This window comes from Salinivibrio sp. IB868 (assembly GCF_001995655.1).
Taxonomy (GTDB): domain Bacteria; phylum Pseudomonadota; class Gammaproteobacteria; order Enterobacterales; family Vibrionaceae; genus Salinivibrio; species Salinivibrio siamensis.
The window spans coordinates 128,351-153,766 of sequence record NZ_MUEW01000006.1; the positions used below are offsets into that span (position 1 = coordinate 128,351).

The window sequence follows — 25,416 nt, forward strand, 5'->3', positions numbered from 1 at the left end:
CTGCTATCAGCTACCAGCTGCTTGGCTGGCAACGCAGCCTTTAATATCGCTTTTCTCAAACGCAACCTTGCTACCGATATGGTAGTGACATTGCCAAACGTATTTCTCTTTGGTAAACGTTATTGTTGTGCCTTTAATCGCGCTATTGTCTGTGAAGGTTACCTTAATGCCTGCCTGGTTGTCGTTGTCGCTAGAATCCGCTAGAGCAGAGACGGTGGCTAATTCACCTAGCATGGCTTTCTTGTCATCAGCTTTTAATTGATCAATGAAGTCTTTCACCGTGCCATCCTCTTCATCAAGATACAGGTCGAGCCGGGTCAATAAGGCTCGCCCTGAGGCCAATCCGGCGTTGAATTCGGCAATCTTCTGTTTGTTCACATAGGCGGGAACGGCGATGGCGGATAGTGCCGCGATAATACCGACCACAATCAGTAGTTCAATCAGGCTAAACCCTTGCTGTTTGTGCATGTCACCTCTCCTCTTTAGTCGTGTGCTGCTTGTCACAGGCAGTCAGTGCGGCCAGCCTACGTGGGGTCGTGCGAGGTGAAGAAGTGAAAATGGCTGAGATTTAGAGTGAGGGAATAAAGCAATGTGCAAGAAGGCGGCGTATTTAGTCGAACGCTCGAGTGACCACAAACTTTGTCATCCAGTAGAGCGAAAAAGGCCGCTCAATCAAAGCGGCCTAATGGCAATGTGGAGCGATAATTATTGAAAGCGCATCGACAGGTCAAGGGCGTTTACATGCTTGGTCAGTGCGCCGACAGAAATATAATCTACACCGGTGGCGGCGTATTCTGCCAACGTTTCAAGCGTGACGTTTCCTGAGACTTCCAACGCCACTTTATTTTGGTTTAAGGCTACCGCTTCACGCATCATCGGCACACTAAAGTTATCCAACATCACAATATCGGCCCCAGCGTCGATGGCTTGTTTGAGCTCATCCAAGGTCTCGGTTTCTACCTCTACCGGTTTATCTGGGTTGAGCCGGCGTGCTTCTTTGATTGCGTTCTCAATCCCGCCACAGGCAAGAATATGGTTTTCTTTGATCAAATACGCATCAAACACACCAATACGATGATTATGACCGCCACCGCAGGCAACGGCGTACTTCAGCGCACTACGCAGCCCCGGAATGGTCTTACGCGTATCGAGCAATTTAGTGTGGGTACCTTGGAGCGCAGCCACATAGGTCGCTACCTTACTGGCACAGCCGGAGAGGGTTTGAATAAAATTCATCGCATTGCGCTCGCCAGTCAACAAAACACGCGAGGGCCCCTGTAAGGTACAAAGCGATTGGTTGGCAGTGATGGTATCACCATCGGCGACATGCCACGTCAAGGTGACGTCGCCACCGAGCTGACGAAACACTTCATCCGCAAAGGCTCGGCCGCAAAAAATGCCATCTTCACGGGTGATCAGTGTCGCTGTGGACACCGAGTCTGCCGGGATCAGGCTAGCGGTGATGTCTTTGCTGGCGTCGATGTCGCCACCCAAATCTTCTCGCAGTGCGTCGGCCACCGCGCGGGTCACGTCGGCATTGAGGTGAGAGGTCAGATACGCCAGGCGGCTCTCGCTGTCATGGACAGCATGAAAAGGGGTCGATGTCATCATGGCTTACCGCGGTCATCAAAAAAGTGGTCGAATGATAACGCTGGTGATGACGAAATGCAGCTTTTCTCTCCTGTTTCCCTTTCCCGTCTAGTTTTTTATCCATGATTTGTAGTCAAAGTTGTCTACACTTTAACCAGAGAGAGTGAGAGAGGTGGTGCCATGAAGCGAGGATTGGCTCTGTTGGCAATGGTGGTGATTGCGCTGGTGGGGTATCGCGCCTGGCAGCAATTACGGCTTCCGGCGTCTGCGCCATTATCTCCCCTGACGATTGCGGTATCACTCACCCCTTTATCGGCCCCGATTATTGTGGCCAAAGAACAGGGATTATTTAAAAAGCATGGTATCGATATGACGCTTAAGCCTGTTCACGGCGGGGTGAAGAGTTTTCAAACATTGGCAGCGGGAGAAGCGGATTTAGCGACTACCTCAGAAACCGTGGTGATGTTTAATCGCTTTGAACGTGATGATTTTAATGTGCTAACCAGCTTTGTGGAGTCAGACAATGATGTCAAATTGTGGTCGATTCACCGCAATATTGGCGGCGACCTGGTAAAGGCTTTGGATAAGGCACGCGTGGGTGTGGTCGCTTCTAGTGCCAGTGAGTATTACTTTGACTCGTTATTGCAGTTGCATGACATTTCCAGAGATCAGGTGGAAAAAGTGTATTACCCGCCAGAGGCATTGCCAAACGCACTGCTGAATGAGGAAGTGGATGTTATTGCCATTTGGGAACCCTATGGGTATCAACTGTTAAAGCAGTCGAGCCAGCAAGTGCAATCGCTTGACAGTAAGGGCTTGCACAGCCTGTCTTTTCTATTGGTTAGCGGCCGTTTGTTAGTCAACAAGCAACACCAAGATATGCAGCGCGTGATCAGCGCCCTAGAAGACGCGGTCAGCTTTATTCATCAACATCCTGAGCGGGCTAAGACACAAGTGTCAGCACACCTTGACATGTCAGACGCTAAACTCAGTTGGTTGTGGCAAGACTATTTATTTCGTCTCTCGCTGAATGACTCATTATTGTTGCGGTTAAAAAATCAAGCACGATGGGCACAAGAGGCCGGTTTAGTTGAAGGGAACACACCGTCATTCCGCCATATACTCAACCCAGGCCCCTTGGTTGAGGCCACGCAAAAAGTGAGTTTATTAGAATGAAGATCGGTCAGCAGCTAAACATTGTGGTTTGGGCGTGTACGGCACTCACATTGGTGACCTTGCTGATCACTGTCGAGCTTTTTTATAAGCAAAACCAGATACAAAATCGCCTAGACAGCATTGTGGCAGTACACTCACAAATTGATAGCTTGCGGGGCCGTCTATGGCTATATCGCCAATACCCCAGCGTGCAAACGCGACAGGATGTGAACCAATCAACGAATGCCCTACGAGCGCAGCTAAGTAGCGACAAAGAAGCGATTCCGACACAGGCTGTGCAGTCAATTCGACAAGCCGCGAACAGCATCGATCGTCTTTTGTGGGTCACTGCCAAGCAGTTGGATACCGACAGTCCTGTCGATGAAGGCCGGTTGATGCTGTTTTCACGTTTTAATGTGTTGCTGCAGGCGATGAGTGAAACCGCTTTTTCGGTGCGCCAGCAAGTCATGCACCAGTCGGGGCAGCAACAGAAAACCCTGCTGGTGGTACATGGCGGCGTACTGGTGGTGTTAGCCTTGTTGGTAACTATGTTTGTGACCAGCTTGCGGCGGCGGTTAACGCACCGTCTAAAAGCATTGCATTCGACGATTACACAAATAAAGCAAGGTGATTTAACCACTGAGTTAACTTTGACTGATAAAGATGAGCTGACTGAATTGGCTGATCATGTCAATGAGATGAAGCGTGCGTTGAGCCATACCATGGTCGACAAAAAACAGTTGAGTGAAGAAGTCGCACGTCAAACCCAACAGCTTCGTGAACAGCAGCATCAACTTAAGTTCCTTGCCGAACACGACGAGTTGACTGGTTTGTTCAACCGGCGCGCGTTCGAATCGCATGTCGATGTGGCGTTGATGCGCGCCAACCGCGCGCAAACTAATGCCGCATTACTGTTCATTGACTTGAACAACTTTAAGCAAGTGAATGACACTTATGGGCATGGCGTGGGTGATGAGTTGCTCAAGGTGGTCAGTCAGCGCCTAAAACAGTCCGTGCGCCGCTCTGACTTGGTTGGCCGCTTGGGCGGTGATGAGTTCATTGTCTGGTTGGATTTATTAGCGGATAAATCGGCGTTGAATGAAGTAATTACACGTATTCAAGATGAAATGCATGCGCCGATACAGGCAGCAGATACCTCGCTTTCCTTAGCGATCAGTATTGGGGTAAGTTGCTTCCCAACCGATGGACTCGAGCTACAGCAGATGATGAATCAAGCCGATGCCGCCATGTATTACGCTAAAAACCACCCAGAAGCCAGCTGTTGCTTGTATTCCAATCTCCCAGTAGACCAGATAGAGTAACGATATTTCTCGATTGGATGTGGCATGTCTTTTACTCATATTGACAACCATTGGTTGGTAGGTGCGCGTGCTTGCCTGTCTTCTCATTACAATCAGCGCCCAGATGGCGAGGATATTTCCTTGCTGGTGATCCACAATATCAGCCTCCCCCCCGGCCAGTTCGATGGCCCCTATATTGAGCAGTTTTTTCAGGGGCACCTTGACCCGGCCGCACACCCTTATTTTGCCGAGATCGCCGATCTTCGCGTCTCTGCTCATCTACTGATCCGACGAGATGGAAGTGTGATCCAGTTTGTACCATTCAACGAGCGCGCATGGCATGCTGGCGTTTCGTGTTTTGACGGTCGGCAGCAATGTAACGATTTTTCTATCGGTATTGAGCTAGAGGGCACAGACACACTTCCATACACCGATCAGCAGTACCAATCGTTAGCGGCGATCACGCAGACGCTGATGCAGTACTATCCAGCCATTACCCGTGATCGAATCACAGGACACCAACATATTGCCCCGGGACGAAAAACGGATCCGGGTGTGGCGTTTGACTGGGAAAAATTACACACACTGATTTAAATGCCTATTGATTTTACCCATAAAATGGTCTGACCAATTTTGAGAGGCAGAATATTCGCGGTTGTCAGCCTAAGAATACACAGGTTTCCATGATGTCAATCAAAGTTCAGGTGGACAGAATATCCGCTGTCTGGTAACTTTAGGGATCAATAAAGTAATTGGTCTTACCAATTTACAATCAGTCAGTTTCTGCAGCTGAGCGCCAAGCTTGGGGTGCGGATGGTCAATAAAAACAATGGCATATCAGCGAATTCGTCAACCTAAACTCTCAGATGTAATTGAAAAAGAGCTCGAAGGCTTAATTCTGGAAGGGACCTTGTCGCCAGGCCAGAAGTTACCGCCTGAGCGAGAGTTAGCGACGCAATTTGACGTGTCTCGCCCGTCAGTGCGCGAAGCGATTCAACGGCTTGAAGTCAAAAAGCTACTGACGCGCAAGCAAGGTGGCGGCACCTTTGTCAGTGAACGCCTTTGGCAACGCTTCTCTGAGCCACTGCTAGAGTTATTGGCGGATCATCCAGAAACCCAGCTTGACTTACTGGAGTCACGACATGCCTTGGAGGGGATTTCTTCTTATTTTGCTGCACTACGGGGCACAGAAGAGGATTTTTCTCGCATTGAGGACTGTCACGACGCTATTCGCCAAGCACAAAAAAATGGCGATTTAGAGGCAGAGGCTTCGGCTGTGATGCAGTATCTCGTTGCCGTAACGGAAGCAGCGCATAATGTGGTGTTACTTCATATTATGCGCAGTCTCGCGCCGTTACTGGAACAGAATATTTTGCAAAATTTTGAGCTACTTTATCGCCGTCAAGAGACGGTGGAAAACGTCAGCCGACACCGAGCTGAGATAGTGGATGCGATAACCGCTGGCGAGCCAGAAAAAGCCCGACAAGCGTCGCATGCGCACTTAGCTTACATTGAGGAAACTCTGTTGGATCTTGGCCGAGAAGAAAGCCGTCGCGAACGGTCTCTACGTCGAATTCAACAACGCAAGGACGAGTTGGAGTAGCCTTATTCGCACCGATAACGCGAAGGGCACTGCAGCTGCGACAACGTTTGTTTTGTACGAGTCAATCAACGAAAGGATAGATCGCCATGTCTGAAGTCATGAAACATGACGTGGACGCACTTGAAACACAAGAGTGGTTGCAAGCTCTTGAGTCAGTCGTTCGTGAAGAAGGTGTAGAACGTGCCCAGTTCCTTCTGGAGCAAGTATTAGAGCAAGCACGTTTAGACGGTGTTGACATGCCAACGGGCGTGACCACCAACTATGTAAATACCATTCCTGCTGATCAAGAGCCTGCTTACCCAGGTGATGTGAATCTGGAACGCCGTATCCGTTCTATCATTCGTTGGAACGCAATCATGATCGTGTTGCGTGCGTCCAAGAAAGATTTAGAGCTGGGTGGCCACATGGCATCATTCCAGTCTTCGGCGGCATTTTATGAGACCTGCTTTAACCACTTCTTCCGTGCGCCTAACGAGAAAGACGGTGGCGACCTGGTGTATTATCAAGGTCATATTTCTCCAGGTATCTATGCGCGTGCCTTTGTTGAAGGCCGCTTGAGCGAAGAGCAGCTCGACAACTTCCGTCAGGAAGTGGATGGTAAAGGTGTATCGTCTTACCCGCACCCGAAACTGATGCCTGAATTCTGGCAGTTCCCAACCGTTTCTATGGGTCTGGGGCCGATTGCGTCTATTTATCAAGCGCGTTTCCTCAAATACCTTAATGGCCGTGGCCTGAAAGATACCTCTGAGCAACGCGTATACGCGTTCCTTGGCGACGGTGAGATGGATGAGCCAGAGTCACGTGGTGCGCTGTCGTTCGCGGCCCGTGAAAAACTGGATAACCTCTGCTTTTTGATTAACTGTAACCTGCAGCGTCTTGATGGCCCTGTAATGGGTAACGGTAAAATCGTTCAAGAGTTGGAAGGCCTATTTAAAGGTGCTGGCTGGAACGTGATCAAAGTGGTTTGGGGCTCTGGTTGGGACAAGCTGCTGGCCAAAGACACCTCAGGGAAATTGCTGCAGTTGATGAATGAAACCATCGACGGCGATTACCAGACGTTCAAATCAAAAGATGGCGCCTACGTGCGTGAGCACTTCTTCGGCAAGTACCCAGAAACAGCTGCCTTGGTTGCTGACATGACCGACGAAGAGATCTTTGCGCTTAAGCGTGGTGGTCATGAGCCATCAAAACTGTTTGCTGCGTTCAAAGCGGCACAAGAGTGCAATGACCGTCCAACTGTGATCCTGGCAAAAACCGTTAAAGGTTACGGCATGGGTGAAGCGGCAGAAGGCAAAAACATCGCGCACCAAGTGAAGAAAATGGACATGACTCATGTTCACGCGATGCGCGACCGCCTTGGCCTACAGGACTTGGTGTCGGATGATGACGTGCAAAACCTACCTTACTTGAAATTAGAAGAAGGGTCGACAGAGTACGAATACCTGCACGCGCGCCGTAAAGCGCTGCACGGTTACACCCCACAACGTCTGCCTAACTTTACTAAAGAGCTGACGCTGCCAAAACTGGACGATTTCTCAGCCCTGCTGTCTGAGCAGAAGCGTGATATCTCTACCACTATGGCCTTTGTACGCTCTTTGAATGTATTGCTGAAAGACAAAAATATCGGCAAAAACATTGTGCCTATCATTGCCGACGAAGCGCGTACGTTCGGTATGGAAGGCCTGTTCCGTCAAGTAGGTATCTACAACCCACATGGTCAGACTTACACCCCTGAAGACCGTGGCGTGGTGTCGTACTACAAAGAAGACCAAGGCGGTCAAGTACTGCAAGAAGGGATCAACGAGCTAGGCGCGATGTCATCGTGGGTAGCGGCGGCGACCTCTTACAGCACCAACGATCTGCCAATGATCCCATTCTACATCTACTACTCAATGTTCGGCTTCCAACGTGTTGGCGACATGGCGTGGATGGCAGGTGACCAACAAGCACGTGGTTTCCTATTGGGAGCGACTGCCGGTCGTACAACGCTTAACGGTGAAGGTCTGCAGCACGAAGACGGTCACAGCCATATTCTGGCGAGCACTGTACCTAACTGTGTTTCTTACGACCCAACCTTCGCGTACGAGGTGGCGGTGATCATGCAAGACGGTATCCGTCGCATGTACGGTCCTGACCAAGAAAACATCTACTATTACCTGACGCTGATGAACGAAAACTATCATCAGCCAGCTATGCCTGAGGGTGCGGAAGAAGGTATCCGTAAAGGTATCTACAAGCTAGAAACCTACACGGGCGACAAAGCGAAAGTTCAGCTAATGGGCTCTGGCACCATCATGACGGAAGTGCGCAAAGCGGCGAAACTGCTCAGCGATGAGTACGGTGTGGCGTCTGACGTCTATAGCGTGACTTCGTTCAACGAGCTGGCACGTGACGGCCAAGACGCAGATCGCTTCAACATGCTAAACCCAGATGCAGAGGCACAAGTTCCTTACATTCAAACGGTAATGGGCACAGAGCCAGCGATTGCTGCCACTGACTACATGAAGAACTACGCTGACCAAGTTCGTGCGTTTGTCCCAGCTGAATCTTACAAAGTACTGGGCACTGACGGCTTTGGCCGCTCTGATAGCCGCGAAAACCTACGTCGTCACTTCGAAGTGAACGCAGGCTATGTGGTTGTCGCAGCACTTAATGAGCTGGCTAAGCGTGGCGATGTTGATAAGAAACTGGTCGCAGAAGCGATTAAGAAATTCGACATCGATACCAATAAAGTAAACCCGCTGTTCGCGTAAGAGGCTGAAATAATGTCAATCGAGATTAATGTACCTGACATCGGTGCGGATGAAGTAGAAGTGACTGAGATCCTTGTCAGCGTGGGTGACAAGGTTGAAGAAGAGCAGTCGTTAATCACCGTTGAAGGTGATAAAGCATCCATGGAAGTCCCTGCATCACAAGCGGGTGTGGTCAAGGAAATTAAAATTGCCGAGGGTGACAAAGTCACCACCGGCTCTTTGATGATGATCTTTGAAGAGGAAGGCGCCGCACAAAGCGCGCCAGCGCAAGAGGCGGCACCAGCGGCTGCCCCTGCAGCCGCATCAGAAGTTAAAGAAGTGCACGTGCCGGATATCGGTGGCGATGAGGTTGAAGTCACCGACATCATGGTGGCGGTAGGCGACAGCGTCGACGAAGAGCAATCATTGATCACCGTTGAAGGCGACAAAGCCTCAATGGAAGTGCCAGCGCCGTTTGCGGGTACCGTTAAAGAGATCAAAATTGCTTCAGGTGACAAGGTATCAACCGGCTCACTTATCATGATGTTTGAAGTCGGCAGCAGTGCACCTGCTGAGGCGCCGGCACAAGCTGCACCTGCCGCTCCAGCCGCGTCGGAAAACAAAGACGTAAACGTTCCTGACATTGGCGGTGATGAAGTCGAAGTGACGGACATCATGGTCGCTGTGGGCGATACGGTTGAAGAAGAGCAGTCACTGATCACCGTTGAAGGCGACAAAGCGTCAATGGAAGTCCCTGCACCGTTTGCAGGTACGGTCAAAGAAATCAAAATCGCCGCAGGCGATAAAGTGTCTACTGGCTCGCTCATCATGGTGTTCGAGGTGGCGGGTAGCGCACCGGCCGCACCAGCGCCCGCTGCGCCTGCTGCAGAGGAAAAATCTGCGCCAGCACCAAAGGCGGAAGCTCCAGCAGCGGCTAAAGCTGACGCCGGTAACGACGAGTTTGTCGAAAACAAAGAGTACGCCCATGCGTCACCTGTTGTTCGTCGTCTTGCGCGTGAGTTCGGTGTTAACTTGGCGAAAGTCAAAGGTACCGGTCGTAAAGGACGTGTACTGAAAGAAGACGTGCAAGGCTATGTGAAAGAGGCACTTAAGCGTCTCGAATCTGGCGCGGCGTCTGGCTCAGGCGACGGCAGTGCACTTGGCCTGCTCCCTTGGCCGAAAGTGGACTTCAGCAAATTCGGTGAAACCGAAGTGAAACCACTGTCTCGCATCAAGAAGATCTCGGGTGCGAACCTGGCACGTAACTGGGTGATGATCCCGCACGTGACCCAGTGGGATAACGCCGATATCACTGAAGTTGAAGCGTTCCGTAAAGAGCAAAACGCGATCGAGAAGAAGAAAGAGTCAGGCATGAAGATCACCCCATTGGTGTTCATCATGAAAGCGGCTGCTAAAGCGCTGGAAGCTTTCCCTTCATTCAACGCGTCACTGTCTGAAGACGGTGAAAGCCTGATCATGAAGAAGTATGTCAACATCGGTATCGCGGTTGACACACCAAATGGTCTGGTCGTGCCTGTCTTTAAAGACGTCAACAAGAAAGGCATTCACGAGCTGTCTGAAGAGCTGATGGTGGTATCGAAGAAAGCCCGTGCCGGTAAGCTGACTGCCTCTGATATGCAAGGTGGTTGCTTTACTATCTCTAGCCTAGGTGGCCTCGGCGGTACGGCATTTACGCCAATCGTTAATGCACCAGAAGTGTCTATCTTGGGTGTGTCTAAGTCAGAAATGAAGCCAGTATGGAACGGTAAGGACTTTGAACCTCGCCTGATGCTGCCGCTGTCATTGTCTTACGACCACCGTGTGATTGACGGTGCCGAGGGTGCGCGCTTTATTAGCTACCTCAACGGCCTACTGTCTGATATTCGCCGTTTGGTACTCTAATCGCAATACCAACAACCCGACTGGCCGGTTAAAGGTCAGTCGGGAATTGTTGTGCAGCTCACAGGCTATGGGTTTTTATTTTTCAGCCCATTAACATGGCTGTAAACTGTGGCGCAAAGATACCCACAACAATAAAAAATTACCGCTCTTAGCCTGTCAGGGAATAAGACTATAACGAGGTCAGAATGAGTAAAGAAATCAAAGCGCAAGTCGTCGTCCTTGGCGCTGGTCCTGCTGGATACTCCGCCGCTTTCCGCTGTGCCGACCTAGGTTTGGAAACCGTATTGGTTGAACGCTATAACAACCTTGGCGGTGTGTGTCTAAACGTCGGCTGTATTCCATCTAAAGCCCTACTTCACGTTGCCAAAGTGATTGAAGAAGCCAAAGCCATGGCCGAGCATGGCGTGGTATTTGGTGAGCCACAAACCGATATCGACAAGATCCGCTCTTGGAAAGATAAGGTCATTGGCCAACTGACTGGCGGCTTAGGCGGTATGGCTAAGCAGCGTAAAGTGACAGTGGTCAATGGTACAGGCCGTTTCACTGGCGCTAACACCCTGTTAGTCGAAGGGGAAGAAAGCACCACCATCAATTTTGATAACGCCATCATCGCGGCCGGCTCTCGTCCTATCGAGCTGCCATTTATCCCGCATGATGACCCACGCATTTGGGACTCTACCGACGCGCTTGAGCTCAAAGAAGTACCCGAGAAAATGCTATTAATGGGTGGCGGTATCATCGGCCTAGAAATGGGAACCGTATATCACGCACTCGGCTCACAGGTTGATGTGGTCGAAATGTGTGATCAGGTGATCCCTGCAGCAGATAAAGACGTGATCAAAGTCTTTACTAAGCGCATTAGCAAAAAGATGAACCTCATGCTGGAAACCAAGGTGACCGCAGTAGAAGCCAAAGAAGACGGCATCTACGTCACCATGGAAGGCAAAAAAGCGCCATCAGAACCTGTTCGCTATGACGCTGTCTTGGTTGCCATCGGCCGTAGCCCGAATGGCAAGCTGATCGATGCAGGTCAAGCTGGCGTTGAAGTTGACGATCGTGGCTTTATCAATGTTGATAAGCAAATGCGCACCAACGTGCCGCACATCTATGCGATCGGTGACATCGTGGGTCAGCCTATGCTGGCGCACAAAGGTGTACACGAAGGCCATGTGGCAGCAGAGGTTATCTCAGGTAAGAAGCATTACTTCGATCCAAAAGTTATCCCATCGATTGCGTACACTGAGCCAGAAGTGGCGTGGGTCGGTAAAACCGAGAAAGAGTGTAAAGAAGAAGGCATTAACTACGAAGTGGCGACCTTCCCATGGGCGGCTTCAGGTCGTGCGATTGCATCTGACTGTTCAGACGGCATGACTAAGATGATCTTCGATAAAGACACGCACCGTGTCATCGGTGGTGCAGTCGTTGGTACCAACGGCGGCGAACTACTGGGTGAAATCGGTCTTGCGATCGAAATGGGTTGTGACGCCGAAGATGTCGCGCTAACCGTTCACGCTCACCCAACCTTGCACGAATCGGTTGGTTTGGCTGCAGAAGTGTTTGAAGGCTCAATCACAGATATGCCGAACCCGAAAGCGAAGAAAAAGAAATAAACCACGCGTTTATCGTTTTCTGATTAAGCCCCGCCATGCGGGGCTTTTTTGTATCTGTGAACCCGAGTAGATCGTGAACAATAAAAAAGCGGGCCAAAGCCCGCTTCGTGCGTCAGTAGGTAGAGTCGCAATGGTTTAAAGCTTAAAGCTCCCTACCAAAGTATCAAGACGTTTGGAAAGATCGCGCAGTGACTCGCTGGCTTCTGCCATGGTGTTGGCGGTATCAGCAGTTTGCTGTGAGCTGTGGTTAATCTCCTCGATATTTTGGTTAATATCGTTGACCACGGTTGACTGCTCTTCAGTCGCGGWCGCCACCTGGGTGTTCATGTCCGAGATTTGCACAATTTGCTCGTTGATTGCATTGAGCGATTGTGACGCCTCATCGGAAGCATTGACCCCTTCAGCGGTCATGGTGCGGCTTTGCTCCATCGCATCCACGGCGTTGCGCGCTTCTTGCTGAAGACGGTCGATCATGGTCTGGATTTCGTCGGTGGAATCAGAGGTACGACTGGCCAAACTGCGTACCTCATCGGCAACAACCGCAAAACCGCGTCCTTGCTCGCCAGCTCGAGCCGCTTCAATCGCCGCGTTTAGCGCCAGCAAGTTGGTTTGCTCAGAGATGCCACGAATCACATCCAAAATACCGCCAATCGAATCGGTGTTTTCAGCCAAGGCGCTGATCACTTTCGACATATTTTCCATATCGTCAGCCAGTCGAGCGATGGTATCCCGGGCTTGGGTCACCACGCCTTGGCCGCTTGCTGCATCATCAGAGGCTTGGTTGGCGGCACTGGCAGCGCTGGCGGCATTCCCAGCAATCTCATTGACGGTCGCCCCCATTTCATTGATGGCGGTCACCACTTGCACGGTGCGATCCCGCTGATACTCGCTTTGCGATTGGGTGGCGCTAGCTTGTGATGACACTTGTTCGGCTGCACTACGTAGCTCGCCACCGGTACGGGCAACGTCTGACACCAAGCGGTGGATTTTCTCAACAAAGCTATTAAAGCCCGACGCCAACTGGCCAATTTCGTCTTGGCTGTTGATATCCACGCGCTGGCGTAAATCCCCTTCACCTTCACCAATCTCACGGAACACATTGGCCACGTATTGGATCGGCTTGGTAATAGTCGCAGCGAGCCAGACGGCAACCACCACAAAAATCAGGCCTACGACGACCGATACCATCAAGATTTGATTACGTGTTTCATTGAGGGGGGCATAGACTTCTTCGGCAGGGACATCTGCAATAACAAACCAATCCATGGAGGGCACATAACTGGATGCCAGCAGTACTTCTTCACCATTAATGCTGGTGTCGAGCAGGTTAAAATCGCCTTTTTGTAGCAAGCTGCGCGCTTGCCCACCATAAATATCGCTTAAGGTTTGCTCGCCCATCAGATTGGTGTCGCGGTGCAGCTGCACTAGACCGTCAGCGTTGACCAAGAAGACAAAACCAGACTGTTCAATTTTAAACTGATTCAAAAAGCGGGTCATGTCCTCCAGCGAGCGTGAGAAACCGGCCAATCCTTTACCGTTAAGCTGTTGGAAGTTGACAAATAGCTTGAGTTCGCCGTTTTCTTCTTGGAAAACCTGGGCCATGGTGGCATTGCCACTGTCGAGGAAGTTGTAAAACCAACTGTCTTTTTCACGCGTTAACACCCGTAAAAAACCGTTTTGGTTCCAGTACTGCCCGGTATTGCGGTTGGCGATAGACGCATCATTAAGGTCATATTGCTCACGCAGTACGTTTAGTTGCTTGACCACTCGAGCCTCTTCGGCCGCCGAGATATCCTGGTTGATGATATCCAGCATCACCGGGTTAGAAGCAAGCTGGCGTGCGGCCGATTGTAGCTGGTTTACCTCACTATCAATGGTATCTCTAAACTGGGTGAGGGTGGTAGGAAGCTCATTTTCTAACAGGCGCTTTTCCATGATGTCGCGTGCTTGGCTTAAGCTCATATAACTGATGATGGCGGTGGAGGCGATCACCGCTGAGACAAATGCCAACACGAGTTTTTGTTTGATCGTGAGTTGCTTTAGCTTCATGCCCTTCTCTCTATTTGGTCTATTAACAGACGATAGGTTAGCGTGACAAAAATGTGATGATGTTTATGGCACTAACATCTAAGTTAGCAGATATGTGTGAATGATTAGTTTTATATCGACCATGAAACAATAAAATTGAAGCCTTTGCTCAGAGTTATTGATAAAAATGACACTCTCCTCGCGATTTCAACATAATGCGGTATAAGTTGGCCTGTCTCTGTGCCTCATCGTGGAATAAAGCAATGGTAGTCGGATCACTGCGTGAAGGGAAAAAGCGGTGTAGAATCAACCACAACCGCAGTGTGCTTTGGGTAAAGAGTACCCAGAGGTGTGGAATAGCGTACAGCGCCACTAAGACCTAAGTATTATGTTTCATAAAACGAGTAGATTTTAATTTTAGGTTAAAAATGCTATCCTCACGCAGCGGTTACGTGCTCGAACCCTCGTCTTGCTGGAAAATTTTAATAAACTTCGCCGGATAAGCGTGATACGAGTACTAACACTTTCCAAGGATGTTGGATCACACGGTCTGACCGAGAAAAGAGGAAATAGTCGTGCTTGAAGCCTACCGTAAACACGTCGAAGAACGTGCCGCTCAGGGTATTGTGCCTAAACCGCTTAACGCTGAGCAAACCGCCAGTTTGATAGAACTGCTGAAAAACCCGCCCGCTGGCGAAGAAGAAACCCTCGTTTATTTACTGGAAAACCGAATCCCACCCGGTGTGGATGAAGCCGCTTATGTGAAAGCGGGCTTTCTTGCCGCACTGGCAAAAGGTGAAGCGCAGTCTCCGTTGATTAGCCCTGAGCGTGCCACTGAATTACTTGGCACCATGCAAGGTGGCTACAACATTGAGCCGCTGATCACCTTACTCGATGATGACAAGCTTGCGCCGATTGCGGCGAAAGTGCTGTCTCATACCTTATTGATGTTCGATGCGTTTTACGACGTTGAAGACAAAATGAAAGCAGGCAATGCCTACGCCAAGCAAGTGATGGAGTCGTGGGCGAATGCTGAGTGGTATTTGGAAAAACCACAAATCCCTGAAAAAGTGACTCTGACGGTGTTCAAAGTCTCGGGTGAAACCAACACCGATGACTTGTCACCCGCGCCTGATGCGTGGTCACGCCCTGATATCCCCTTGCACGCGCTGGCCATGCTGAAAAACGAGCGTGAAGGTATCCATCCGGACAAACCGGGTGAGATTGGCCCAATCGAGCAAATGAAAAAGCTGGAAGAGAAAGGCCATCCACTGGTTTATGTCGGTGATGTGGTTGGCACCGGCTCATCTCGTAAGTCGGCAACCAACTCGGTGTTGTGGTTTATGGGACACGATATTCCGAATGTTCCTAACAAGCGCTCAGGTGGTTTCTGTTTAGGTGGAAAAATCGCGCCGATTTTCTTTAATACCATGGAAGATGCGGGCGCTCTGCCGATTGAGCTTGATGTAAGCAAGCTCAACATGGGCGATGTGATTGACTTGTATCCGGCCGACGGCAAAGTGTGTAAGCATGGTACCGATGAGATTCTGTCTACCTTCCAACTGAAAACGGACATCTTGTACGATGAAGTGCGTGCTGGCGGACGTATCCCATTAATCATTGGCCGAGGCCTGACCGACAAAGCCCGCGAAAGCTTGGGGCTTGAGCCGTCTGAGGTTTTCCGTCGCCCACGTCCGGTGGCTGATTCCAATAAAGGCTTTACCTTGGCGCAAAAAATGGTGGGTAAAGCATGTGGCGTTGAGGGTGTGCGCCCGAATACTTATTGTGAGCCCAAAATGACCACCGTAGGCTCGCAAGACACTACCGGGCCCATGACACGCGATGAGCTGAAAGACTTGGCCTGCCTTGGCTTTACCGCTGATTTAACTATGCAGTCGTTCTGTCACACCTCGGCTTATCCAAAGCCGGTGGATGTGGAAACCCACCATACGCTGCCAGACTTTATTATGAACCGTGGTGGTGTGGCGCTGCGTCCCGGTGACGGCGTGATTCACTCATGGCTCAACCGTATGCTGCTGCCTGATACCGTGGGAACTGGTGGTGATTCACATACCCGCTTCCCGCTGGGGATTTCTTTCCCGGCAGGCTCGGGCCTAGTGGCGTTTGCAGCAGCAACTGGGGTGATGCCTTTAGATATGCCCGAGTCAGTGCTGGTACGCTTTAAAGGTGAGATGCAACCTGGCGTCACATTGCGCGACCTGGTGCATGCAATCCCTTACTTTGGCATTCAAAAAGGACTGCTGACGGTAGAGAAGTCGGGCAAAATTAACGAATTCTCCGGTCGCATTTTGGAAATCGAAGGGGTTGAACACCTCACGGTTGAGCAGGCATTTGAGCTGTCAGATGCATCGGCGGAGCGCTCTGCGGCTGGTTGTACCGTTAAGTTATCGCAAGACTCTGTGGCTGAGTATTTAGAGTCGAACATTGTGATGCTGAAATGGATGATCTCTGAGGGCTATGGCGATCGTCGTACTATTGAGCGCCGCATCCAAGCGATGCAACAGTGGTTGGAAAACCCAAGCTTGATGGAAGCAGATAAAGATGCCGAGTATGCGCATGTGCTTGAAATCGATCTGGCTGATATTAAAGAGCCGATTCTGTGCGCGCCGAATGACCCAGATGATGCACGGAGTTTGTCAGATGTGGCAGGCGACAGTGTTGATGAAGTCTTTATCGGCAGCTGTATGACCAACATTGGTCACTTCCGCGCGGCGGGTAAACTGCTGGACAAGTTTGGAGGGAGTTTATCAACCCGTATGTGGGTAGCACCACCGACGAAGATGGACAGAGATCAGCTCACTGCCGAAGGCTATTACGGCATTTATGGTCGGGCAGGGGTGCGTATCGAAACGCCAGGGTGCTCATTGTGTATGGGTAACCAAGCGCGAGTGGCAGAAAAATCCACTGTCCTGTCAACGTCGACGCGTAATTTCCCCAACCGGCTGGGCACGGGCGCGAATGTCTATCTCGCGTCAGCGGAATTGTCTGCTGTCGGTGCGATCCTTGGTCGTATTCCGACCAAAGAGGAGTACCTTGAGTACGCGGAGCAAATTAATGCGACCGCCAGCGATACCTATCGCTACCTCAACTTCCATCAAATGGATGCCTACACCAAAAAAGCGGATGATGTGATTATTAAAGCCGCGGTATAACCGCCTTTTACTTGCATACTTACTGAAAGCGCCCCTCTGTTAGGGGCGCTTTTTTTGTTCAACGCTAGATATCTCTTAAGGGTGACCTGCGAATCGAATCATACGTGCCAGGTTTTCACCGGTGCGCATGAGGTTTTTCTTGCTATCTATCAGCGCGTCGCTTAGAGCACAAGGGCCGGCTTGAATGGGGAAGATGGCCGTGACGCCTTGCTGGTAAAGCGCCTCGCAATCGTCGCCCACACTGCCTGCGAGCACCACGACTGGGATCTGATAAGCTTGTGCAATGCTGGCGATAGCAGCCGGCACTTTGCCGTGCTGCGTTTGCCCATCGACACGCCCCTCGCCTGTGATCACCCAATCGGCATTGGCCAATAATGAATGAGCCTGGGTGCGTGAGAGTAATAAGTCGACTCCGGGTTCGAGTCTTGCCCCGAGTAGCCCTCCTAAGGCAGCACCTATACCTCCTGCTGCGCCGGCGCCAGAAAAGTGGCAAACCGACTGTCCCAGTTGCAAGTGACAGATACTGGCAAAGCGGTGCAGGTATTGCTCTAAGACACGAATATCCTCTTCTTGCCCGCCTTTTTGTGGCCCAAAGATAGTGGTGGCGCCGTGCGGTCCACATAATGGATTATCCACATCGCAGGCGGCGGTCAGTGTCACGGCCTTAAGCCGTGAATCAAGCGTATCAAGATCAATTGTCATCAAGGCGCCGAGTCCTTCCCCGGTGGGCGTGATGGGGTGGCCTGCGCCATCAAGGAGCTTGGCACCGAGGGCGGTCAAGATCCCCGCACCGGCATCATTGGTCGCACTGCCGCCCAACCCGATAATGATTTCGTCAATATCATGGTCAAGTGCGGCGCGAATAAGCTCGCCAGTGCCTAAGCTGGTGGTATGACGAGGGTTGCGTGCGTCTTGTGGGACTAAGGGAAGGCCTGAAGCACTGGCAACATCGATAACGGCCAGACGATGTTCGCGATTGATAACAAATTCGGCGGTCACCGGGCGAAAGTCGGGTCCAGTCACCTCACAGTGATAACGCTCACCGCCGATTTGGTCGAGAAAACTTTGCGCATAACCTTCGCCCCCATCCGCCATTGGCAGTTGTGAAAAGCGAGCGTGAGGCAAAATAGGCGCCATGCCTGCCTCGATCGCCTGTGCAACATGGCGAGCATTCAGGCTCTCTTTAAATGAATCAGGCGCGATCACGATATGCATAAGCCTATCCTTTACTGCTTACTGTTATTCCATTTAAGTATGGTTGAAGTGACATTTTGATGACAGCACTGGCTTGGCAATTCTGACAAAAAGCAGGACAATAGCCGGCCAATTTTGGAGGTCAGTGTGGATTACGAATTTTCTCGCAACAGTTTTGATGACAGCTACCGGATTGTTTTTTCGATGGGACATGAAGCCATAGGACGTTGGCTATTGGATGAACTCGGCACTGAGCTGACTCAAGTGACATCCTGTCTACATACCCTGCAGCAACTTGAGTCAGAGCAGCAGTGGCGCGGGCATACGTTCACGCTTACCGCCAATCGTGATGAGGTCGTGGTGGTGGCGAATGCCATGCTGCAACCTGCCTCGGACGAGGCGCAAACCACGCTCAATGAGCAAGCGCTGACCTTTTACGATGAAGAAAGTTACGCGGCGTGTGGTTACCAAGACTTTGTGGTGATGCTGGACGCCTACCAAGACTTCATTGCCCGTTACGGTCGACGTTAAGCGGGTTCTCTGAGTCAACTCTTCATGGCTGAGCACGTATCACCGTCTGCGTGCTTCGAATGGCTGAACCTCCCCCTCGCTTTTTCTCCTGATTCTCGTTTCGATGTTTCCCCTTGGTGCAATCGCATGCTGCTCTCCCTGGCATGCGCTGTGTTGGTGAATAATTCGCACTTATATGGTGCAAATAAAATCCTTTCTATCCCGAACTTATTTAAGTTATTGATTTTAAATAATTTGAATATTGGCACGGCTCTTGATAGTTAGACGATGATGCAAACACAAGGACTCAGGAGAAGGATATGAAACTGATTAGCGCCATTATCAAGCCGTTCAAGCTTGATGACGTACGTGAAGCGTTGGCGGATGCTGGCATTGACGGCATGACTGTCTCAGAGGTGAAAGGTTTCGGCCGCCAAAAAGGGCACACAGAGTTATATCGTGGTGCTGAGTATCAGGTCGATTTTTTACCCAAAGTAAAATTAGAAATCGCTGTGCAGAGCGAACATGTCGACAGTGTTGTGGAGGCGATCTCTAAGGCCGCACAAACGGGCAAGATCGGCGACGGTAAAATCTTCGTCTTTGATCTTCAGCAAGCGGTGCGGATCCGTACTGGTGAGATGGATCTGGAAGCAATTTAAAAACAGGGAGTAAAGACAATGGAACTGGTAAACACGGTGACTGAATTGCGCTACGCGCTCGACACCTTTTTCTTTCTTTTATCTGGTGCGTTAGTGATGTGGATGGCGGCTGGCTTTGCCATGTTAGAGGCAGGCTTGGTGCGCTCGAAAAACACCACTGAGATACTGACCAAAAATATCTGCCTCTATGCTATCGCTTGTACCATGTACCTGTTGGTGGGCTACAACATTATGTACGTGGACAACAGTGGCGGCGGTTTTGTCCCTTCTTTTGGGGCCTTGATTGGCACCCAAGGCGCCGATGCGGATCATTCGCTCGAATCTGACTTCTTCTTCCAAGTGGTGTTTGTTGCCACCGCGATGTCTGTGGTGTCAGGGGCGGTTGCCGAGCGCATGAAACTGTGGGCGTTCCTCGTGTTCTCTGTCATCTTGACTGCGGTGATTTATCCGGTTGAAGGTTACTGGACATGGGGCGGAGGCTTCCTCTCAGAGGCTGGTTTCAGTGACTTCGCCGGCTCTGGGATTGTTCATATGGCGGGCGCGGCGGCAGCCCTCGCAGGTGTGCTACTTTTGGGGGCGCGTAAAGGTAAATACGGCAAAAATGGTAAAATTAACCCCATTCCTGGCTCAAACCTGCCTCTGGCAACACTGGGTACCTTCATCTTGTGGTTCGGCTGGTTCGGTTTTAACGGCGGCTCACAACTGATGGTGTCAGATTTTGAAAATGCCACGGCTGTCGGACAAATCTTCTTGAATACCAATGCGGCGGCGGCGGCTGGTGCGATAGCAGCATTGCTGGTGTGTAAAACCCTGTGGGGGAAAGCCGACCTGACCATGGTGCTCAACGGTGCCTTAGCCGGCTTAGTGGCCATCACGGCGGATCCGTTATCGCCTTCACCCGTGGCAGCGCTGATCATCGGTGCGGTATCGGGTGTGATTGTCGTATTCAGTATTGTTGGTCTGGATAAGGTCAAAGTGGATGATCCTGTCGGTGCTATCTCCGTGCACGGTGTATGTGGCTTCTTTGGCCTGATGGTTGTGCCATTAAGCAACACAGGGGCGACCTTTGGTGCGCAGCTTCTGGGGGCGGCAGTGATTTTTGCTTGGGTATTTGCGGCAAGTTTCCTCGTGTGGCTGGTGCTGAAAAATACCATGGGCATTCGTGTCACCGAAGAAGAGGAGATGTCAGGGATGGATCTTCACGACTGTGGTATTGATGCGTATCCCGAATTTGTTAGCGTAAAATAGTCAGTTACACGTAACTCGAGTAAACTCTGAAACGAAACCTTACATTTTTGGATGTAAGGTTTCTTTCTTTTTGCGTCTGATCATATTGAGCCCTGAGTCATTAGTTGTATACTAACGAAACTGAGATTCGTTATCATTTATCATCATATTTAAGGACTGCCACGATGAAAAAACTACTGATTGCCTCGGCTATCACCGCAAGCCTATTAGGAACCAGCGCCGCGGTTGCGTCCGAAGAAGTCAATGTTTACTCGTATCGCCAACCTTTCTTGATTGAACCCATGTTCGATGCGTTTACCGAAGAGACCGGCATTGCTGTGAATGTTAAATTCGCTAAAAAAGGCATGGCGGAAAAGGTCAAGCAAGAAGGTGAGTACAGCCCGGCTGACGTACTGCTAACCGTTGATATTTCACGCCTTAAAGAGCTGGTAAACCAAGACGTGGTACAGCCCGTGCAAAGTGATGTTATCGATCAAAACGTGCCTGAGCAGTTCCGAGATAGTGAAGATAAGTGGGTCGCGCTGACAACACGAGCTCGTGCGGTATACTCTTCACGCGAGCGTGTCGGCAAATTGGGTGACGATTTTGATTATCTCGACTTGGCAAAACCAGAATGGAAAGGCAAGATTTGCACCCGTTCAGGTAAACACCCATACAATGTCTCTTTAGTGTCAGCTATCATCGAAAACCACGGTGAAGCGAAAGCCAAAGAGTGGCTTGAGGGCGTAAAAGACAACCTCGCACGTAAACCACAAGGCAATGATCGTGCACAAGTGAAAGCGATCAAAGAAGGCCTGTGTGACGTCTCACTGGGTAATAGCTATTACCTAGGCAAAATGCTGAACGACGAAGAACAAACAGCGTGGGCGGAAGCGGTTTACTTGAACTATCCTGGCCAAAACGCGCACGGTACGCACGTGAACGTGAGTGGCATGGCGATGGCGAAGTACGCACCGAACGAAGAAAACGCGCTAAAACTAATGGAATTTTTAACGTCAGACAAAGCACAGCATATGTATGCTGAGGTGAACTTCGAAGAGCCTGTGAAGCCGGGTGTTGAGCAGTCTGAGCTCGTGGCGTCTTGGGGCGACTACAAGCATGACCCAATGCCGCTTGAGGCGATTGCGGATAACTACAGCCAGTCAGTGAAACTGCTGGATGAAGTTCAGTTCGACCTGTAAGCCATTGCATAGGGGCGGATGTCGCCCCTGTTGTCTTTCTCTGACGCCTTAATGTAGTAGGCCATGCGAGATAGATTACCCATGATAAAAACCAGCAGTTGGGGCTTAGCCCTATTGCTGGTTTTGCCGATCTTAGCGATCTTTTATACCGCGGTGGGCGACACTGGGGATATTTTCCCCCATTTATTCGAGACCGTACTGCCGACTTATACCTTGAACACCAGCTTGTTAGTGGCTGGCGTGGTGGCGATTGCGATTATCCTCGGGGTGCCCACCGCGTGGATGCTGGCCATGTATCAGGTACCGGGCAGCCGGCAACTGCAGTGGGCGATGGTGCTTCCGCTTGCGATGCCGGGCTATATTATTGGCTATATCTATACCGATTGGTTTGATTATGCCGGTCCGCTACAACGTGGCTTGCGGGCATTGTTTGAATGGCAAACGGTCAATGATTACTGGTTTCCCGATATGCGTACCTTGCCGGGTGCGTGTTTTGTGCTGGCGTTAGTCTTATACCCTTATATCTACCTGCTCACCCGTGCCGCGTTTATGGAGCAAAGTGTCACCTTGACCCACTCTGCGCGTTTGCTCGGTTGCTCGCCGATGCAAAGCTTTCGTCGCATTTCTTTACCGTTGGCACGGCCGGCGATTGCTGTGGGGGCCTCTTTGGTGGCGATGGAGGCGCTGGGCGATTTTGGAACGGTCAATTACTTTGCGGTCAGCACCCTTACAACCGCAGTCTATGATACTTGGTTGAGCTACTCGAGCTTAACCGCTGCCGCCAAAATCTCTGCGATCATGCTGGTTGCTATCTTCCTTTTGATCAGTGCTGAACGTTATGGGCGACGTAAACAAGCACAATTTAGTCCAAGCTCGAGCAGTGATGCGATTGAGAAAATGCCCTTAACAGGCTGGCGTAAAGTGGGGGTGTTAGCCTGGTGTTGGAGTCTGCTGTCACTGGCGTTTATTTTACCTCTGCTCCAGCTTTTAGTTTATGCATGGCACTACTACGAAAAAAATGCGGTCAGCGAGTTTGCCACTTTTAGCTATAACAGCTTTTATACCTCAAGTTTAGCGGCGCTCATTGCCGTCGGCATTGCGTGGACAGTGAATGTGTATCGCCGCCTGCGTGGGCATGGGGTCAGTGTGGCGCCCATGCGATTGGCGTCTATGGGGTATGCGGTGCCGGGCACGGTGCTTGCGATTGGCGTGATGTTAGTGCTGACGCGCGGCGATCACTTCATTAACGATATCGCCACGCATTACGGCTGGGGACGGCCTGGCCTCCTATTATCTGGCACCATGGTGGCCTTATTGGTGGCCTTTGTCGAGCGGTTCAGTGCCGTCGCCATTGGCAGCATTGAATCAAGCATGGCCAAAATTCCTCCTTCATTGGATATGGCGGCGCGAACCATGGGGTGCACCACCACAGGGGTGATTCGTCGTGTGCATTTACCCTTAATTCGGCGGGGGACGCTCATTGCGATGCTGTTGGTGTTTATTGAGTCGATGAAAGAGCTTAATGCTGCGATTCTATTACGCCCTTTTAATTTCGAAACACTGGCCACTTATGTGTACAACTTTACCTCGGATGAGCACCTAGAGTATGCCGCCTTACCTGCCATTTTGTTGGTCGTGGTTGGCTTGGTCCCCCTTATCCTGATTAATCGGTCATTGGAGCAAAAATATCAATGAAGTGTGCGCTCGCGATAGAGAATTTGACCTGCAGTTATAACGGCACCCCTGTTTTAAAAGATTTGTCGCTGCAAGTCGCGCCGGGAGAAATTGTGTGCTTGCTCGGCGCCAGTGGCTGCGGGAAGACGACGTTGCTAAAAGCGATGGCAGGATTAATGCCATTATCGTCAGGAAAACTATCGATTGGGTGCAAACTCATGGACGATAATCAGCATTCAATCCCGCCAGAGCAACGTAATATTGGGATGATTTTTCAAGACTATGCGCTGTTCCCACACCTTACGGTGGCAGACAATGTGGGGTTTGGTCTGTCTGGATTCAGCGCGGCAGCGCGAAGTGAAAAAGTGGCTGAGATGCTCAAGCTGGTGCGTCTGGCGGAGCTGGGTGACCGCTATCCTCACCAGCTCTCGGGCGGCCAACAACAGCGCGTGGCGATAGCGAGAGCGCTGGCTTATGAACCGGATCTGTTATTGCTTGATGAGCCCTTTTCAAATATTGATACCCAGGTTCGTCATGATTTAATTGAAGAAATCCGACGCATTTTTAAATCCCAAGGCGTCACGGCGATCCTTGTGACGCACAGTCGGGAGGAAGCATTCGCGTTTGCCGATAAGCTAGCGGTAATGAATCAGGGGCTCATTGAACAGTATGGTGATACCACAGACGTGTATTACCAACCTGCGAGCCGTTTCGTCGCTGATTTTCTTGGCCAGGGCTCTTATGTGCCCGTAACGGTCTCGTCGCAAGAACAAATGCAGACACCGCTCGGTCCGTGGCCACGTCCGGTGCATTGTCACCCCGGCCCGCATTGGTGGTTACTGCGCCCTCAATTTCTAAGCATTCGCGCGGATGCTGAGGGGGAAGGACAGGTGTTATCCCAACAGTTTATGGGTGACAGTAGCCGTTATACCATCGATATCCATGGTCAAAAACTGTCGGTGCACGCGCGTGAGCCGCTATTGGTAGGAGATAAAGTCAGCTTACATATTCGCCCTCACGAGCCAGTCCTGTTCAATGATGGGCCGAGTTTTATTGACGATTAAGGCACCAGAACCAAAAAAGCCAACCGAGGGGTTGGCTTTTTACGGCGTTGACAACGCGGCTAGCTTTGTTGGCACAATACGTCAATATAGTGTTGAGCCATGGCGTTTAAAGCCGTTTTGTCTGGTTGCTGATGCGCCTGTAAAAAGAGCACATAGCATACCCCTGCCAACATACTGGCAAGCTCACGCGGTTGGTGACGGTCGACCATCTCACCTTTTGCCATCCCGTGCTCGAACACTTGCTCGAACTGATCCATCGCGTCTCGACTGCCTTTGACAAAGCGTGGCCAAATATCCTCGCGAATAGAGGTACTCCACTCAAACCAGACTTTCATCCACGCTTTGTCTGCCAGAGCCGTGTCAATAATTTGCGAGGTAATGCAGTTTAGCGATGCCCGCATTGATTGATCTTGCCCGGTGCACTCATTAATCAGTTTAATGAAGTGTTTCTCGGTCTGGGCCAAGATCTCTTCCACCAAGTCTTCACGGGTTGGGAAGTAGTTAAATACCGTTGCGACGGAGACGTCTGCCATTTCGGCAATATCGGCGTGCCCCGCACGACCAATCCCGCGTTTGGCAAACACATCTAAGCCACACCCTAATAACTGCTCTTTGCGGCGCTCGGGCGATAGCCGCGTCCTTGTTCTCTCATTTGATTGAGCCATCCTAAAACCTGCCAACTTATTTTTGGTTTGTACAAATTAATTATTGTTTGTGCTAATGATTTTATTATTAGCGGGATTGAGTTTATACCAGCCATTTATGGCCTGACAACGGCTAGAAGCCTGATCT

19 protein-coding genes are annotated in these 25,416 nt (G+C 50.7%); 14 read left to right on the plus strand and 5 right to left on the minus strand.

What is annotated here, in order from left to right; genetic code table 11:
• Positions 1-6 precede the first annotated feature (6 nt).
• On the minus strand, positions 7-468 hold the full coding sequence (locus BZG20_RS16240; protein ID WP_077578720.1) for a prepilin-type N-terminal cleavage/methylation domain-containing protein: 462 nt from the start codon (positions 466-468) through the stop codon (positions 7-9).
• Positions 469-705: 237 nt separating this feature from the next.
• Positions 706-1,608, minus strand: coding sequence for a carboxylating nicotinate-nucleotide diphosphorylase (gene nadC, locus BZG20_RS08480; protein WP_077578766.1), 903 nt, complete (start codon positions 1,606-1,608; stop codon positions 706-708).
• Between the two features lie 162 nt (positions 1,609-1,770).
• Between nadC and BZG20_RS08485 the strand changes: the two genes are divergently transcribed.
• The 7 genes from BZG20_RS08485 (at position 1,771) to lpdA (ending at position 11,893) form a co-directional block, all read left to right on the plus strand.
• Positions 1,771-2,766: an ABC transporter substrate-binding protein gene (locus BZG20_RS08485; RefSeq protein WP_077578721.1), complete on the plus strand. Its 996-nt coding sequence runs from the start codon at positions 1,771-1,773 to the stop codon at positions 2,764-2,766.
• On the plus strand, positions 2,763-4,067 hold the full coding sequence (locus tag BZG20_RS08490; RefSeq protein ID WP_077578722.1) for a diguanylate cyclase: 1,305 nt from the start codon (positions 2,763-2,765) through the stop codon (positions 4,065-4,067). Before BZG20_RS08485 ends, BZG20_RS08490 begins: the two co-directional genes overlap by 4 nt.
• A 24-nt stretch (positions 4,068-4,091) precedes the next feature.
• On the plus strand, positions 4,092-4,640 hold the full coding sequence (ampD, locus tag BZG20_RS08495) for a 1,6-anhydro-N-acetylmuramyl-L-alanine amidase AmpD (RefSeq protein ID WP_077578723.1): 549 nt from the start codon (positions 4,092-4,094) through the stop codon (positions 4,638-4,640).
• Positions 4,641-4,875: 235 nt separating this feature from the next.
• A complete protein-coding gene (gene pdhR / locus BZG20_RS08500) occupies positions 4,876-5,649 on the plus strand; it encodes a pyruvate dehydrogenase complex transcriptional repressor PdhR (protein ID WP_077578724.1) in 774 nt (257 codons plus the stop codon).
• Positions 5,650-5,735: 86 nt separating this feature from the next.
• Complete coding sequence (gene aceE / locus BZG20_RS08505) at positions 5,736-8,402, plus strand: pyruvate dehydrogenase (acetyl-transferring), homodimeric type (protein ID WP_077578725.1); 2,667 nt, start codon at positions 5,736-5,738, stop codon at positions 8,400-8,402.
• A 12-nt stretch (positions 8,403-8,414) separates the two neighbouring features.
• On the plus strand, positions 8,415-10,283 hold the full coding sequence (gene aceF, locus BZG20_RS08510) for a pyruvate dehydrogenase complex dihydrolipoyllysine-residue acetyltransferase (protein ID WP_077578726.1): 1,869 nt from the start codon (positions 8,415-8,417) through the stop codon (positions 10,281-10,283).
• 185 nt (positions 10,284-10,468) lie between these two features.
• A complete protein-coding gene (gene lpdA, locus BZG20_RS08515) occupies positions 10,469-11,893 on the plus strand; it encodes a dihydrolipoyl dehydrogenase (RefSeq protein WP_077578727.1) in 1,425 nt (474 codons plus the stop codon).
• A 135-nt stretch (positions 11,894-12,028) separates the two neighbouring features.
• Here the strand turns inward: lpdA and BZG20_RS08520 are convergent, their stop codons facing one another.
• Positions 12,029-13,942: a methyl-accepting chemotaxis protein gene (locus BZG20_RS08520; RefSeq protein ID WP_077578728.1), complete on the minus strand. Its 1,914-nt coding sequence runs from the start codon at positions 13,940-13,942 to the stop codon at positions 12,029-12,031.
• Between the two features lie 554 nt (positions 13,943-14,496).
• Here BZG20_RS08520 and acnB point away from each other — a divergent pair.
• The gene (acnB, locus tag BZG20_RS08525) at positions 14,497-17,094 is read left to right on the plus strand and encodes a bifunctional aconitate hydratase 2/2-methylisocitrate dehydratase (RefSeq protein ID WP_077578729.1); all 2,598 of its coding nucleotides are present in this window, start codon (positions 14,497-14,499) and stop codon (positions 17,092-17,094) included.
• 75 nt (positions 17,095-17,169) lie between these two features.
• Here the strand turns inward: acnB and BZG20_RS08530 are convergent, their stop codons facing one another.
• Positions 17,170-18,309: a glycerate kinase gene (locus tag BZG20_RS08530; RefSeq protein WP_077578730.1), complete on the minus strand. Its 1,140-nt coding sequence runs from the start codon at positions 18,307-18,309 to the stop codon at positions 17,170-17,172.
• Between the two features lie 126 nt (positions 18,310-18,435).
• Here BZG20_RS08530 and BZG20_RS08535 point away from each other — a divergent pair, with 126 nt between their 5' ends.
• The 6 genes from BZG20_RS08535 (at position 18,436) to BZG20_RS08560 (ending at position 24,624) form a co-directional block, all read left to right on the plus strand.
• Positions 18,436-18,819, plus strand: a complete 384-nt coding sequence (locus BZG20_RS08535) for a YacL family protein (protein WP_046073994.1) — start codon at positions 18,436-18,438, stop codon at positions 18,817-18,819.
• A 299-nt stretch (positions 18,820-19,118) separates the two neighbouring features.
• Positions 19,119-19,457: a P-II family nitrogen regulator gene (gene glnK / locus BZG20_RS08540; protein ID WP_046073995.1), complete on the plus strand. Its 339-nt coding sequence runs from the start codon at positions 19,119-19,121 to the stop codon at positions 19,455-19,457.
• 18 nt (positions 19,458-19,475) lie between these two features.
• Positions 19,476-20,705 carry an ammonium transporter gene (locus tag BZG20_RS08545; RefSeq protein ID WP_046073996.1) on the plus strand — a complete coding sequence of 410 codons (1,230 nt, stop codon included), beginning with the start codon at positions 19,476-19,478 and terminating at the stop codon, positions 20,703-20,705.
• A gap of 164 nt (positions 20,706-20,869) precedes the next feature.
• Positions 20,870-21,886 carry a Fe(3+) ABC transporter substrate-binding protein gene (locus BZG20_RS08550; protein ID WP_046073997.1) on the plus strand — a complete coding sequence of 339 codons (1,017 nt, stop codon included), beginning with the start codon at positions 20,870-20,872 and terminating at the stop codon, positions 21,884-21,886.
• A gap of 63 nt (positions 21,887-21,949) precedes the next feature.
• Positions 21,950-23,581: an iron ABC transporter permease gene (locus tag BZG20_RS08555; protein ID WP_077578732.1), complete on the plus strand. Its 1,632-nt coding sequence runs from the start codon at positions 21,950-21,952 to the stop codon at positions 23,579-23,581.
• Positions 23,578-24,624: an ABC transporter ATP-binding protein gene (locus BZG20_RS08560; protein WP_077578733.1), complete on the plus strand. Its 1,047-nt coding sequence runs from the start codon at positions 23,578-23,580 to the stop codon at positions 24,622-24,624. Before BZG20_RS08555 ends, BZG20_RS08560 begins: the two co-directional genes overlap by 4 nt.
• A gap of 59 nt (positions 24,625-24,683) precedes the next feature.
• Here the strand turns inward: BZG20_RS08560 and BZG20_RS08565 are convergent, their stop codons facing one another.
• Entirely contained in the window at positions 24,684-25,289 is a 606-nt protein-coding gene (locus BZG20_RS08565; protein WP_077578734.1) for a TetR/AcrR family transcriptional regulator, read from the minus strand.
• Between the last annotated feature and the right edge of the window lie 127 nt (positions 25,290-25,416).